This window comes from Serratia sp. JUb9 (assembly GCF_014298095.1).
GTDB lineage: Bacteria > Pseudomonadota > Gammaproteobacteria > Enterobacterales > Enterobacteriaceae > Serratia_B > Serratia_B rhizosphaerae.
The window spans coordinates 2,157,229-2,169,400 of record NZ_CP060416.1 but is presented as its reverse complement, the minus strand read 5'-3'; the positions used below and the strand labels follow the sequence as shown (position 1 = coordinate 2,169,400).

Below are 12,172 nucleotides of genomic sequence, written 5' to 3'. Positions count from 1 at the left end.
GCTTATCAGGGGCAGATGATAACAGAGAAGGCCCGGCGCCGTCATAATACCTGGCGGCCGTTCCCGGCGACTGCGCATAAAAAAACCCGCCTTAAGCGGGTTTTTTTGGCAGCGATGTCGCTAATTAGATAGCAACAACATCGGCTGCAGCCGGGCCACGTTGGCTGTCCTGGATGGAGAACTCAACCTGCTGGCCTTCAGCCAGAGTCTTGAAGCCATCGCTAACGATTGCGGAAAAATGAACGAAAACGTCCTTAGAACCGTCGGCTGGAGTGATAAAGCCGAAGCCTTTGCTTTCGTTAAACCATTTTACGTGACCAGTGATCTTAGCCATTTGACTTTCCTTTACTTGATAAACCTGCCTTTACGGCACTTACGGCGCGAAGGCCCTGCGTTATGTAGGTCTTCTTTCACCGCTGATTATTAACGCATAATCATGCCTACAGGGCAAATTTTTTCGTTTCTGCCGCCTATACGGTCTGTCGGCCGGCGGGCGCACCGGCTGGCAACGCAATCGTTTTCGTATATACTGCGCGCTGATTTACATTGGCTTCATTTTCACATCAGGTACGAAATTATGCTAACTATTGGAACCGCCCTGCGCCCTTCCGCCACCCGTGTGATGCTGCTCGGATCCGGCGAATTGGGGAAAGAAGTGGCTATCGAATGCCAGCGTCTGGGGCTGGAGACGATCGCCGTTGACCGCTACGCCGACGCACCGGCAATGCACGTGGCGCACCGCAGCCATGTGATCAATATGCTGGATGGCGAAGCGCTGAAGAGCGTTATCGAACAGGAGCGCCCTGACTATATCGTGCCGGAGGTTGAAGCCATCGCCACCGCAATGCTGGTGCAGCTGGAACAACAAGGCCACCGGGTCGTCCCCTGCGCCGAAGCCACCCGCCTTACCATGAACCGCGAAGGCATTCGCCGTCTGGCTGCGGAAACGCTCGGGCTGCCCACCTCCACCTACCGCTTTGCCGATGATGAAGAGAGCTGCCGACAGGCAATCGCACATATCGGCTACCCTTGCATTATCAAACCGGTGATGAGTTCCTCCGGCAAGGGCCAGAGCCTGCTGCGCGATCCTTCCCAACTGAGCGCCGCCTGGGACTATGCCCAGCGGGGCGGCCGCGCCGGCGGCGGCCGGGTGATAATCGAAGGGCTGGTCAAATTCGATTTTGAAATTACCCTGCTGACTATCCGCGCCGTCGACGGCGTGCATTTCTGCGCGCCTATCGGCCATCGTCAGGAAGATGGCGACTACCGTGAATCCTGGCAGCCACAGCAGATGTCTGCCCTGGCGCTGGAGCGTGCGCAACAGATTGCCGCCCAGGTCGTTACAGCGCTCGGCGGTTACGGCCTGTTCGGCGTAGAGCTGTTCGTCTGCGGTGACAACGTCATTTTCAGCGAGGTTTCGCCACGTCCGCACGACACCGGCATGGTCACGCTGATTTCGCAGGACGTCTCACAGTTTGCGCTGCACGTGCGCGCCTTTCTCGGTCTGCCAATCGGCGCCATCCGCCAGTTCGGCCCGGCGGCATCCGCCGTGATTTTACCGACGCTCGACAGCGGCGATCTGCGCTTTAGCGGACTGGATAAGGCGTTGGACGGCACCAATCAGCTGCGGCTGTTCGGTAAACCGGAGATTGCCGGACGGCGTCGTTTAGGCGTCGCGCTGGCCTGCGGCGACAGCACCGAGCAGGCAGTGGAGCGCGCCAAACAGGCGGCTGCAGCGGTTGTGGTGCAAGGTTAAACTGATGCGGGCGTAGCAGGACGCTGCGCCCGGAAATGATATCAATAATCGTCGTCGTCTTCGTGTTGCGGGTCGGCATCCTGACGGGGCGTATCCTGCCCATCGGGCGCGCTATCATCGGCCTCGTCTTCCTCATCAAACAGCACGGCAACCCGTTCTCCCTGATGCTTTTCACGAATTTCCTGTGCAACGCGGGCGATAGCTTCGCCGCTGCTCATGCCCTGCTCCATCAGCTGATGGATGCGCTCTGCGGCTTCCTGCTGTTCCTGGTGGTTCAGCGACGGCATTCCAAGCATGTTCTTATCTCCGGCAAATTTGGAGAGGGATTATACCGCGCGCCGCCGCCGCCGCAAGCTTAGGGTCGCGCGGCCTGTGAATAGCCGACATCCTCGCTTCGCCACCGCTTCAGACGATGGCGCCACAGCAGCACATGCCAGCCCTGTTTAATTCCGCGCGCATTGGCCGCCATCACTACGTCCATACCACGCTGATAGAACTCACGTACGATTTGCTGCTGCGCTGCCGGTTCCGGCTCGCGGCGAACGCTGTGGCAAATTCCCAGCGCCTCGCGGGTAATCTGCCAGTGAAACGCCGGGCGGATGGCAATACGATCGGCGTAGCGTTGATTCAACGCCACCAGCATATCGATGATCTTCATATAATGACGCTGGTAGTCGACGTTCGCCGCGCCGGTGCGGCGGCGGTTACTGATCGACTGGCCATGTACGCGCTGGCGATACAGCGGCGTGCTGAGATATTTCACCCGCCTGGCGTTAAACATCACCTCGGTAGTCCACGGAATATCCTGATGGTGTAAACCCGGTTCAAAATAGAGCCGGTGTTGTTTAATAAAATCAAGCCGATAAATCGCCAGCCATACCACGTGAATAAACTTACGCGAATTTAATGCGCGTTCAAACCACCGAACCCCGCTAATAACATCGGTGGATGCCAAACGCTGCGGTGGAATAATCGGCAACAGCTCACCATTGTGCTCGAAATAACGCTCACCGTTGCACTGCATCACATCCAGCTGATGTTTTTCCGCTTGCTCGATTAATGTTGCGTACATCTCCGGCGACAATACATCATCGGCATCAGGGAACGCGACATATTTACCACGCGCCACCGCCAGGCCGCGATTGCGCGCCACTGAAACGCCGGCATTATTCTGATCGATGACCTGAATATGTTCATAACGTGCGGCATAGTCGTGTGCTATTTCCGCGGAACCATCGGTAGCGCCGTCATTGACGATAATAATTTCCAGACGTTGTTCCTGCTGCGCCAATAAAGACTCAAGGAATGGCACCAGTAATTCGCCCACATTATGCATCGGGACGATAACGCTCAGCATTAACGACATAAATTTGCTCTATTACTTATTATCAGGCGGAAAGTTAACCTGTTTAATGTCACATCGCCCAACACCGCATGATTACCGCTGGCTGGAAAAGTCTGGTATCGCCCAGAGCAATGTAAACACCGTGTAAATATTCGTGAATCTTTGCATATTTAAATTTCGTTTAAGGAGCAAAAAATGCTTCGCCGGCTATCCTTTGCCCTGCGCGTCAAACATGCGCACAATGCGCTAATGTGGCAAACTAACGCCCCAACACCGACGTTCCCGTTAGCCAGGTTTATAACAATTCATGACTGCTACCGCTCCGCACCTTAAATCCTTGCCTTATACCCGCGACATGCTGCTGCAGCTGTTTTCCCCGTTGTCCGCACAGCCGTGGGCCATGCTGCTGCATTCCGGCTTTGCCGAGCACTCCCATAACCGGTTTGATATTTTGGTGGCCGATCCCTGCGTTACGCTGACCACCCGCGGCGCGGCAACGGACATCCGCCATGGCGACGACTGTCTGAGTTCGACGGACGACCCTTTTACTCTGCTGCAACAGCAGCTGTCAGCGCTGCCTTTCACCCCGTCAGCCGATGACAATCTGCCGTTTCAGGGGGGGGCGCTGGGGCTGTTCGGTTACGATCTGGGACGGCGGGTAGAAACGCTGCCGACGCTGGCCCGGGCGGAACTGACGCTGCCGGATATGGCCGTCGGCATTTATGACTGGGCGCTGATCGCCGACCACCAGCAACAGCGGCTCACCCTGCTGAGCTACGGCGATATTGAACAACGCTGGCAGTGGCTAAACAGCCAACGGCCGGTGCCGGCGGCGACGTTCCAGCTCACCGGCAGTTGGCAGGCGAATATGACGCGGGCGCAGTACGGCGAGAAATTTCAGCGCATTCAACATTACCTGCGCAGCGGCGACTGCTATCAAATCAATCTGGCCCAGCGCTTCTCCGCGCCTTATCAGGGCGACGAATGGCAGGCTTTTCTGCGGCTGAACGACAGCAACCGCGCGCCGTTTTCCGCCTTTTTACGTCTGCCGCACAATGCGGTGATCAGCATTTCGCCGGAGCGCTTTTTATGGCTGGAGCGCCAGCAGGTACAAACCCGGCCGATTAAAGGCACGCTGCCGCGACTGGCCGACCCGCAACAGGACGCGGCTCAGGCGCAGCGGCTGGCCGAGTCGCCGAAGGACCGCGCCGAAAACCTGATGATCGTCGATCTGCTGCGCAATGATATCGGCCGCGTCGCGCAGCCCGGCAGCGTGCGCGTTCCCGAACTGTTCGTCGTCGAACCCTTCCCAGCCGTGCACCACCTGGTCAGCACCATTACCGCCCGCCTGCCGGCCGCTACGCCGGCGAGCGAACTGCTGCGCGCCTGCTTTCCCGGCGGCTCCATTACCGGCGCGCCCAAGGTGCGGGCAATGGAAATTATTGAAGAGCTGGAACCACAGCGGCGCAACGCCTACTGCGGCAGCATCGGCTATATCAGCGCCTGCGGCACCATGGACACCAATATCGCCATCCGCACGCTGATGACTGAAAACGGTCACATTCACTGCGCCGCCGGCGGCGGCATCGTGGCCGACAGCCAGGAACAGGCGGAATATCAGGAAACTTTTGATAAAGTAGGCAGAATCTTACCGCTTCTGGGGGAGTTTAACCCTTCGTGAACCCACCGACCTATCCCGATTCGCTGGCCGCCTTTATCAGCCGTTTTCAGCTACAGCTGCCGCAGGCGGTACAAACGCCGCACGGCGTACGCGCCGCCGCCGTGCTGGTGCCGATAGTATGCCGTGAGGAGCCTACGCTGCTGCTGACCCGACGCGCCGATACGCTGCGCAAACATGCCGGACAGGTGGCGTTCCCCGGCGGCAAGGCCGATCTGCAAGACGCCTCACTGATTGCCACCGCGCTGCGTGAAGCCGAGGAAGAAGTCGCTATTCCGCCCGCCGCGGTGCAAGTACTTGGTCAGATGGCGCCGCTCGACAGCAGCAGCGGTTTTCGCGTGACGCCGATCGTCGGTCTGGTGCCGGCCGATATCCGCTTTCACGCCAATGAGGGCGAAGTGGCGGACGTGTTCGAAATGCCGCTGCACGAAGCCCTGACGCTGTCACGCTATTACCCGCTGGATATTCACCGCAACGGCTACCGCCACCGGGTGTATCTGTCCTGGTATCAGCGCCGCTTCGTCTGGGGGCTGACCGCCGCCATCATCCGTCGTCTGGCGCAGCAGGTCAGCCTGTAATCCCGCCTTTAAGTGATCTCCGTCACATCCCGCTCACGGACTATTCCGGGTTTCAGCACGAAAGCGATCGCCATCACTTCATCGGCCTGCCAATTCAACTATCTTGCAGGCCATTGAGGTTTTAAAAAAACTGTAAACCCTCTCTTAAACATTACGATATGCCTGTAAAATACGCTCAATCGGTATAAACCTCTAAGCAAATAGGGTTATGCCGACCGCGTGCGGTTAAGGAACGCCGGCGCGATGGCCCGAGAGACGCTCGGTACGACGCTGCTTACGGCAGGCGCCATGCCCGTAGCCATCACCCATTTTGTGACGCCACGGATTATTTAATTTCATGCGAAAAAGAGCGCCAAACCCGTAAGGCCTCTTTACAATATCGCTGTTCCCTGCGCGGTTTTTAACCGCTGCAGCCATAACAATATGCCTCTTTAAGGAGTTCTAGCGTGATTAGCGTTTTCGACATGTTTAAGATCGGCATCGGCCCGTCCAGCTCTCACACGGTTGGACCGATGAAAGCCGGCAAACAGTTTGTCGACGATCTGGTAAATAAAGGCCTGATGCCTTCTATCACGCGTGTTGCCGTTGATGTTTACGGCTCACTCTCATTGACCGGTAAAGGTCACCACACCGATATCGCCATTATTCTCGGCCTGGCCGGCAACCTGCCGGACAGCGTGGATATTGACGGTATTCCGGGTTTTATTCGCGATGTCGAACAGCGTCAGCGCCTGATGCTGGCAGGCGGCCTGCACGAAGTTGACTTCCCGCGCGACGGCGGCATGGTGTTCCGCAGCGACAACCTGCCGCTGCATGAAAACGGCATGTGCATCCACGCCTTCGCCGGCGATAAAGAAGTCTACAGCAACACCTATTATTCCATCGGCGGCGGTTTTATCGTCGACGAAGCGCATTTTGGCAAAGCCGACGTCAGCGAAGTCACAGTGCCCTATCCTTTCCATTCGGCGCGTGAAATGCTCGAGCACTGCCATAATACCGGCCTGTCGCTGTCCGGCATGGTGATGCAAAACGAGCTGGCGCTGCATAGCAAGCAGGATATCGAAGCCTACTTCGGCAACGTCTGGCAAACCATGCGCGCCTGTATCGACCGTGGTCTGAATACCGAAGGCGTGCTGCCCGGCCCGCTGCGCGTACCGCGCCGCGCCTCGGCGCTGCGCCGCATGCTGGTCGCCTCCGACAAACTGTCCAACGATCCGATGAACGTCATCGACTGGGTCAACATGTTCGCCCTGGCGGTCAATGAGGAAAACGCCGCCGGTGGCCGCGTGGTTACCGCACCGACCAACGGCGCCTGCGGCATCGTGCCGGCGGTGCTGGCCTATTACGACCACTTTATTGAGTCGGTCAGCCCGGATATCTATATCCGCTACTTTATGGCCGCCGGCGCTATCGGCGCGCTGTATAAGATGAACGCCTCCATTTCCGGTGCGGAAGTCGGCTGTCAGGGCGAAGTCGGCGTCGCCTGCTCCATGGCCGCCGCCGGCCTGGCCGAACTGCTGGGCGGCAGCCCGGAACAGGTGTGCGTCGCGGCGGAAATCGGCATGGAACACAACCTGGGGCTGACCTGCGATCCGGTGGCCGGGCAGGTACAGGTGCCATGCATTGAACGCAACGCCATCGCCTCGGTTAAAGCGATCAACTCGGCGCGAATGGCGCTGCGCCGCACCAGCGAGCCGCGCGTATCGCTGGATAAGGTGATCGAGACGATGTACGAAACCGGTAAAGATATGAACGCCAAATATCGCGAGACCTCGCGCGGCGGCCTGGCAATCAAAGTCCAGTGTGACTAAACCATAATAAGACCCCGCCAATCGGCGGGGTTTTTGTTTTTTTTCAGCCAATTAAAAACAATAAGTGACAACGTCACCCCGTCATTCCTGACATGCTGTGCCTCTATCTCCGGTTTAACCCGCGTTTTATCCCTTTGTTCACGCCAACTGAAATAAATTATTACGCTATCATTTCCTCCTCTACCATCACGGCTAAAATTAGCCGAGAATCAGAAGGTAGGAGCAAGTCCGATGCTGTACATTGGATGACTTAGCGCAACAAGGATTCAACGTCGATGTTAATGACCCAATTTGCTGTCAACAAGTACCGCCATTATCGCTGGTTGCTCGCCGGCGCGGTTGGGTTGGCTATCCTGTTAATCTCATTATACATTCGCTACTATCAGGAAGTTAAAACCATCGAACGCAGCCAACAGCGGCTGGCGGCGCACACCATTACCAAAATCGAACGCCTTTTGCAGCCGGCCAGCGAGCAGGCCCGGCACACGATGGCGCTGGTCGGCCGCCCCTGCAGCACACTGACCGCGACGCTGCGTTATCGCGCGGCGCAGAACCAGGCGCTGCGCTCCGTGCTGTTGGTCAAAGATAACGACATTTATTGTTCCAGCCTGTTCGGACAACGTCAGTATCAGCTCGACGCCCTCTTGCCACAACTGAGCCCTACCGCCGAGACGCAGTTGGTGCTGCGTCCGTCGCTGTCGGTGACCAAAGGCCTGCCGACGCTTGTCATGTGGACGCCGCAGGCTCAGGACGTCCACAGCGGCATTCTGCACGTGTTCAATATCGACCTGCTGTCGGATTTTTTGCTGGAGCCGCAACAGCCCTACGGCCAGCGTATCGTGCTTAACGTCGGCGCACAGAGCCTGGAGTATGCCAAACGAGAAATCATCGACAGCAACACCCTACGCGGTAACCTGCGCTATACCTCAGCCTCCGGACTGTATCCCTTCACCATCTCGCTGTTCGGTCCCTCAACCCAGCGAATGGCGCTCGACGCGCTGCCCGCCCATATACCGCTGGCATTGCTGATCAGCCTGCTGGCTGCCTATGTGGTCTATCTGATTACCGCCAATCGCATGAGCCTGTCTTACCATATCAGTCATGCCATCAACCGCCGCGAGTTCCAGGTTTACTGCCAGCCAATCATTAACGGCGCCAGTGGTCGCTGTCTCGGCATAGAAATTCTGTTGCGTTGGAACAGCAAACGACAAGGCTGGATCTCGCCGGACGTGTTTATCCCGCTGGCCGAGCAGCACGGGTTAATCACCCCCCTGACCCGCTTTCTGATGACCACGGTGGTGGAAAATCTGGCGCTGTTCCCGCCACGCCCTTCGTTTTATATCAGCATCAACGTCGCCGCCGAGCACTTCAACGCGCAGACGATCCTCGCCGATATCCGCCGCATCTGGCTGCCGGCCAACCCCATGCCGTCGCTGATGCTGGAGCTGACCGAACGCACCGCGCTGTCGGAGATTCAATACGAACATATTCGCGCGCTGAAAGAGCTGGGCGTCATGCTGGCGATTGATGATTTTGGCACCGGCCACAGTTCGCTCAGCTATCTGAAAAAGCTGAGTCCGGACGTATTGAAAATCGACCGCGCCTTTACCGCCGCGATCGGCACCGATGCCATCAACGCCACCGTCACCGATACCATCATCACGCTTGCCCACCGGCTGAAGTTAAAACTGGTGGCCGAAGGGGTGGAAACGGCCGAACAGGCCGACTACCTGTGCCTGCGTCAGGTCTATGCGCTGCAGGGCTATTACTTCGCCAAGCCGATGCCGATTCAGGAGTTCCCGCAGTGGCTGCAGCACTATGAAACGCACCAGCGTGCAGCGTCGGAAGTCCCCCACGCGGGGGGAGAAATGAAACCGGAGGCCTGAGCCTCCGGTGGGTGATTACTCGATTACTCGGGGTCTGCCTGTTCCGGCATTCCCTGACTGATCCTCACCAGTTCAATGCGGTATTCGGACGCCGCCAGGATTTCAAAGCGTAAACCGTTCTGTTCCAGCACTTCGCCCACCGCCGGCATCTGGCCGTAATGCGACAGCAGGAAACCGGCCAGCGACGCATAATCCTCCGTCGGACTCACCAGATCCTGACAGTTCAGCGCCTGCTCCAGAGAATGCAGATCTGCACCGCCCTGCACCAGCCAGCTGTCGCCGTCGGCAACGATATCCGGCGTTTCATCCTCATCCGGGAATTCGCCGGCGATCGCCTCCAGCACATCCAGCGGCGTTACCAGCCCCTGCACCACGCCAAACTCGTTGGTGACCACCACCAGACGGCCCTTGGCACGACGCAGTACCGCCAGCAGGTTAATCACGTCCATGGTTTCCGGTACCACGATCGGCGGCGTACGTGCGGCAAACTCGGCGATATCCTCGCCCTGTTCCAACGCCACCAGCAGATCTTTGGCGCGCACCACGCCGATAACTTCATCCAGCTCATCACGGCACACCGGGAACAGGCTGTGCGGCGTATCCAGCAATTGCGCCCGCACTTCGTCGCGTGAGCGATCGCAATCGACCCACGAGATCTCAGTACGCGGCGTCATCACGCTGCGCAGCGAGCGCGAGGCCAGCGTCAGTACGCCGCTGATCATGTAGCGCTCTTCTTCCGCGAAGGCTTCATCCGCCGGCAGCAGTACGTCTTCCGTCGCCTGCTGCTGAGCACGCTGCTGCCCCATCAAACGCATAATGGCCTCTGCCGTACGCTCACGCATCGGCCGACGTTCCTGATGCTTGATAAAGTTGCGACGCGCAATCTGATTAAACAGCTCGATCAGAATCGAGAAGCCGATCGCCGCATACAGGTAGCCTTTCGGAATATGCAGGCCGAAACCTTCTGCGATCAGGCTCAGGCCGATCATCAGCAGGAAGCTCAGGCACAGCACCACAATGGTCGGGTGCGCATTGACGAAATTGGTCAGCGGCTTGGACGCCAGCAGCATCACCGCCATGGCGATCACCACCGCGGTCATCATCACCGGCAAATCGTTCACCATGCCGACGGCGGTAATCACCGCATCAAGCGAAAACACCGCATCAAGGATCACAATCTGCACCACCACCGCCCAGAACTTGGCATAACCGCGGTTGCCCTCATCCTGGTGCGAGTGCCCTTCCAGCCGCTCATGCAATTCCATGGTGGCCTTAAACAGCAAGAACACACCGCCGAACAGCAGAATCAAATCGCGGCCAGAGAAGCTGAACTCCGCCACGCTGAACAGCGGCGTGGTCAGCGTGACCATCCACGAAATCACCGACAACAGCCCCAGGCGCATAATCAGCGCCAGCGACAGGCCCAGAATTCGCGCCTTATCCCGCAGCTTCGGCGGCAGTTTGTCTGCCAAAATGGCGATAAACACCAGGTTGTCGATACCCAGTACGATCTCCAATACCACTAAGGTCAGTAACCCTGCCCAAATTGAGGGGTCCATTAAAAATTCCATGTCAGACTCCGGAAAAAGACAGATTAGCTAAGCGACGCGCAGGGGCGATGAATCGCATGTCGGACGCAGTGCGGCGGAAATAGCAAAAGTTCGGGGTGGTAGTACCGGGATATGGCCGGGCGGCCGTGATTGCTTGTGTGATGCCAGCAGGTGGCGGGTATAACCTTGGAAAACAGCGACTTCGGTGACAGTCCATAGGGTGGGCTGAGGCCCTTCACTCCTAATAATGAAAGAAGCGGATACTCTATCAGGAAAAATTTTACTGTCCAAGCCAATTTTAAATCGCCGCATTGATCTGCCAACAAGCTGAAAAAACATGCGATTTCTCTTAGTTAATAGCGGAGCAGCGTCACACTATTTATTTTTTCGCCCACTAAAATAAATGACGAAAGCAGCGGTCTATCCGGCCGGCCGGCTAACGCTGTACGACCAGGGCCGACTCTGCCTTGCCGAATTTCACCCATAATGGATCTGAACCGTGAAACTGACCGTCAGGAAGACGGCAAAAACAACGATCTGTACCTGAGGTTTAACGAGGAGGTAGCGAGTGGCAATAGCTATTATCATCGGCACACACGGGAGCGCCGCAGAGCAGTTGCTGAAAACGGCGGAAATGCTATTGGGCGAACAAGACAACGTCGCCTTTATCGATTTCGTTCCCGGAGAGAATGCCGAAACTTTAATTGAAAAATACCAGGAAAAAATCAGCGGCCTTGATACCAGCGGCGGCGTGCTGTTTCTGGTGGATACCTGGGGCGGCAGTCCGTTCAACGCTGCCAGCCGGGTCGCCGTCGACCAGCAGAATTATGAAGTGGTCACCGGCGTTAACATTCCCATGCTGGTAGAAACCTTTATGGCACGCGATGACGATCCGGGCTTTGATGAGTTGGTGGCCATCGCGGTGGAAACCGGCCGCGAAGGCGTGAAAGCGCTAAAAAAACCGCCGGAGGAAAACCCCGCGCCTGCCGCCCCTTCGCCCGCACCGGCCAAGGCCGCGCCTGCCGTCGCCCTCGGCCCCAACGACCATATGAAAATCGGCCTGGCGCGCATTGACGATCGCCTGATCCACGGCCAGGTCGCCACCCGCTGGACCAAGGAAACCAATGTGTCGCGCATTATCGTGGTCAGCGATGAAGTCGCCGCCGACAACGTGCGCAAAACCCTGCTCACCCAGGTTGCGCCGCCGGGCGTCACCGCCCACGTGGTCGATGTGGCAAAAATGATCCGCGTGTGGAACAACCCGAAATACGCCAATGACCGCGTGATGCTGCTGTTTACCAACCCGACCGACGTCTGGCGTCTGGTGGAAGACGGCGTTGACATAAAGTCGGTCAATATCGGCGGTATGGCGTTCCGTCAGGGAAAAACCCAGGTGAACAACGCCGTGTCGGTGGATGAGAAAGATATTGAGGCGTTTAAAAAACTCAATGAACGCGGCATTGAACTGGAAGTCCGTAAGGTCTCGTCCGATACGCGTTTAAAAATGATGGACCTGATCAACAAACTTAATTAATGGCGACAGCCGTCATTATTCTACTCAGCGCTCT

At 57.5% G+C, this 12,172-nt stretch carries 10 protein-coding genes; 6 read left to right on the top strand and 4 right to left on the bottom strand.

Annotation, left to right across the window (positions count from 1 at the left end):
* Positions 1 to 124 precede the first annotated feature (124 nt).
* Positions 125 to 334, bottom strand: coding sequence for a cold shock-like protein CspC (cspC, locus tag HF675_RS10255; protein WP_015672709.1), 210 nt, complete (start codon positions 332 to 334; stop codon positions 125 to 127).
* Between the two features lie 243 nt (positions 335 to 577).
* Between cspC and purT the strand changes: the two genes are divergently transcribed.
* Positions 578 to 1,756, top strand: coding sequence for a formate-dependent phosphoribosylglycinamide formyltransferase (gene purT, locus HF675_RS10250; RefSeq protein ID WP_105231484.1), 1,179 nt, complete (start codon positions 578 to 580; stop codon positions 1,754 to 1,756).
* A gap of 41 nt (positions 1,757 to 1,797) precedes the next feature.
* Here the strand turns inward: purT and HF675_RS10245 are convergent, their stop codons facing one another.
* A complete protein-coding gene (locus tag HF675_RS10245; protein ID WP_105231485.1) occupies positions 1,798 to 2,043 on the bottom strand; it encodes a YoaH family protein in 246 nt (81 codons plus the stop codon).
* 68 nt (positions 2,044 to 2,111) lie between these two features.
* Positions 2,112 to 3,122 carry a glycosyltransferase gene (locus HF675_RS10240; RefSeq protein WP_105231486.1) on the bottom strand — a complete coding sequence of 337 codons (1,011 nt, stop codon included), beginning with the start codon at positions 3,120 to 3,122 and terminating at the stop codon, positions 2,112 to 2,114.
* A gap of 286 nt (positions 3,123 to 3,408) precedes the next feature.
* Here HF675_RS10240 and pabB point away from each other — a divergent pair, with 286 nt between their 5' ends.
* The 4 genes from pabB (at position 3,409) to HF675_RS10220 (ending at position 9,054) form a co-directional block, all read left to right on the top strand.
* Positions 3,409 to 4,782, top strand: coding sequence for an aminodeoxychorismate synthase component 1 (gene pabB / locus HF675_RS10235; RefSeq protein WP_187044547.1), 1,374 nt, complete (start codon positions 3,409 to 3,411; stop codon positions 4,780 to 4,782).
* Positions 4,779 to 5,357: a CoA pyrophosphatase gene (locus HF675_RS10230; protein WP_105231488.1), complete on the top strand. Its 579-nt coding sequence runs from the start codon at positions 4,779 to 4,781 to the stop codon at positions 5,355 to 5,357. Before pabB ends, HF675_RS10230 begins: the two co-directional genes overlap by 4 nt.
* A 446-nt stretch (positions 5,358 to 5,803) precedes the next feature.
* Positions 5,804 to 7,168, top strand: a complete 1,365-nt coding sequence (gene sdaA / locus HF675_RS10225) for an L-serine ammonia-lyase (protein WP_015672717.1) — start codon at positions 5,804 to 5,806, stop codon at positions 7,166 to 7,168.
* A gap of 275 nt (positions 7,169 to 7,443) precedes the next feature.
* The gene (locus HF675_RS10220) at positions 7,444 to 9,054 is read left to right on the top strand and encodes an EAL domain-containing protein (RefSeq protein ID WP_187044546.1); all 1,611 of its coding nucleotides are present in this window, start codon (positions 7,444 to 7,446) and stop codon (positions 9,052 to 9,054) included.
* 23 nt (positions 9,055 to 9,077) lie between these two features.
* Here HF675_RS10220 and HF675_RS10215 read toward each other — a convergent pair whose 3' ends face one another.
* Positions 9,078 to 10,625, bottom strand: coding sequence for a TerC family protein (locus HF675_RS10215; protein ID WP_105231490.1), 1,548 nt, complete (start codon positions 10,623 to 10,625; stop codon positions 9,078 to 9,080).
* Positions 10,626 to 11,172: 547 nt separating this feature from the next.
* Between HF675_RS10215 and manX the strand changes: the two genes are divergently transcribed.
* On the top strand, positions 11,173 to 12,138 hold the full coding sequence (gene manX, locus HF675_RS10210; protein WP_187044545.1) for a PTS mannose transporter subunit IIAB: 966 nt from the start codon (positions 11,173 to 11,175) through the stop codon (positions 12,136 to 12,138).
* Positions 12,139 to 12,172 lie beyond the last annotated feature (34 nt).

What these genes read in the sequence shown, in the direction of transcription:
- cspC (WP_015672709.1), bottom strand. Translation starts at nt 334, where the DNA reads ATGGCTAAGATCACTGGTCACGTAAAATGGTTTAACGAAAGCAAAGGC.
- purT (WP_105231484.1), top strand. Translation starts at nt 578, where the DNA reads ATGCTAACTATTGGAACCGCCCTGCGCCCTTCCGCCACCCGTGTGATG.
- HF675_RS10245 (WP_105231485.1), bottom strand. Translation starts at nt 2,043, where the DNA reads ATGCCGTCGCTGAACCACCAGGAACAGCAGGAAGCCGCAGAGCGCATC.
- HF675_RS10240 (WP_105231486.1), bottom strand. Translation starts at nt 3,122, where the DNA reads ATGTCGTTAATGCTGAGCGTTATCGTCCCGATGCATAATGTGGGCGAA.
- pabB (WP_187044547.1), top strand. Translation starts at nt 3,409, where the DNA reads ATGACTGCTACCGCTCCGCACCTTAAATCCTTGCCTTATACCCGCGAC.
- HF675_RS10220 (WP_187044546.1), top strand. Translation starts at nt 7,444, where the DNA reads ATGTTAATGACCCAATTTGCTGTCAACAAGTACCGCCATTATCGCTGG.
- HF675_RS10215 (WP_105231490.1), bottom strand. Translation starts at nt 10,625, where the DNA reads ATGGAATTTTTAATGGACCCCTCAATTTGGGCAGGGTTACTGACCTTA.